General features: G+C 68.7%; 1 protein-coding gene and 1 rRNA gene. Both read right to left on the bottom strand.

What is annotated here, in order from left to right; genetic code table 11:
- Positions 1-519 (bottom strand): hypothetical protein (locus tag BIU91_RS19190; protein ID WP_216099671.1); only part of this gene is annotated, 519 nt, incomplete at its 3' end.
- Between the two features lie 574 nt (positions 520-1,093).
- Positions 1,094-1,210: ribosomal RNA gene (gene rrf, locus BIU91_RS13415) — 5S ribosomal RNA — on the bottom strand.
- Positions 1,211-1,364 lie beyond the last annotated feature (154 nt).

Raw genomic sequence — 1,364 nt, 5'->3', positions numbered from 1 at the left:
GGTCGGACGAACCACCACGGTACGGACGGTCGCCATCACGAGCGGGACGATCGGAGCCCCCGCGGTACGGGCGGTCCCCGTCACGACCGGGACGATCGGAGCCCCCGCGGTACGGGTGGTCCCCGTCACGAGCCGGCCGATCGGAGCCCCCGCGGTACGGGCGGTCGCCATCGCGACGCGGACGGTCAGAACCGCCCTGGAAGGGTCGGTCCCCGTCACGGCGGGGCCGGTCTGAGGACCCGCCACGGTACGGACGATCACCATCACGCGCCGGGCGGTCTGACGAGCCACCGCGGTACGGACGATCACCATCACGCGCCGGGCGGTCTGACGAGCCACCGCGGTACGGACGATCGCCATCACGACGCGGACGGTCTGAACCACCCTGGAACGGGCGGTCACCGTCACGGCGCGGACGGTCAGAACTCCCGCCACGGAACGGACGATCACCGTCACGAGCCGGGCGGTCCGAGCCACCACGGAACGGACGATCGCCATCGCGTCGCGGACGATCGGCACCGCGCGGACCATCGCCACGCGGCGGCCGGGCGGAGTCACCACGGTCGCCCTGCCACGACGGACGGTCGTTCCGGTCGCCGGACCGGAACGGACGATCCCCCTCGCGACGCGGAGCGCTGTCCCGGCGGGGTGCACCGTCACGGAACGGACGGTCTCCACCCTGCGGACGATCACGACGGTCGCCTTCGCGGCGCTCGAACTCACGAGGACCGGACGACCAACGACCATCGCTCTGGCCGTCCCGACGCGGAGCGCCGTCGCGACGCGGGAACCGGTCGCCGTCCCGCCGGGGTCGATCTCCGCGGTCCCCGTCGTTCCGCCGCTGATCGTCGTCGTTCGCCACCGTTGCTCCTCATCGCGTGCCCGGTGCAGTGCCTCGGGCGTTCGTCCGCTGTGTCGTTGTGTTGGGTGCCGCGTCGGTCACCCGACGTCGGCCTCCAGTCCATCACGAACCAGAGCCGGCGTCGAGCGAACGGCGGCAGAAACAGAAATGGCCACCGGCCCCGACCGAGAACGAGGGTTTCCCCTGCGAATTCTCGATGGAGGGCCGATGGCCACATCTTTCATACGTTAAGTCCGGCGGCGTCCTACTCTCCCACAAGGTCCCCCTTGCAGTACCATCGGCGCTGAGAGGCTTAGCTTCCGGGTTCGGAATGTGACCGGGCGTTTCCCTCTCGCTATGACCACCGGAACACCTTCGACCATGATCTGGTCTCAAATCTGTCCCGACTACTGCCCCCCGTGAAGAGGGCAGAGCGGTGTATTCAGTTTCGATTCCCGATCGTCTGTCGGGAACCACAAAGTGGACGCGAGCCCGTGCAACAAGTGCACGGAAATCAGTGTGT

Origin of the sequence: Curtobacterium sp. MMLR14_002, from assembly GCF_001864975.1 — a bacterium.
GTDB lineage: Bacteria > Actinomycetota > Actinomycetes > Actinomycetales > Microbacteriaceae > Curtobacterium > Curtobacterium flaccumfaciens.
Note: the sequence above shows the minus strand (reverse complement) of the source record. Positions and strands in the feature narration are given on the sequence as shown.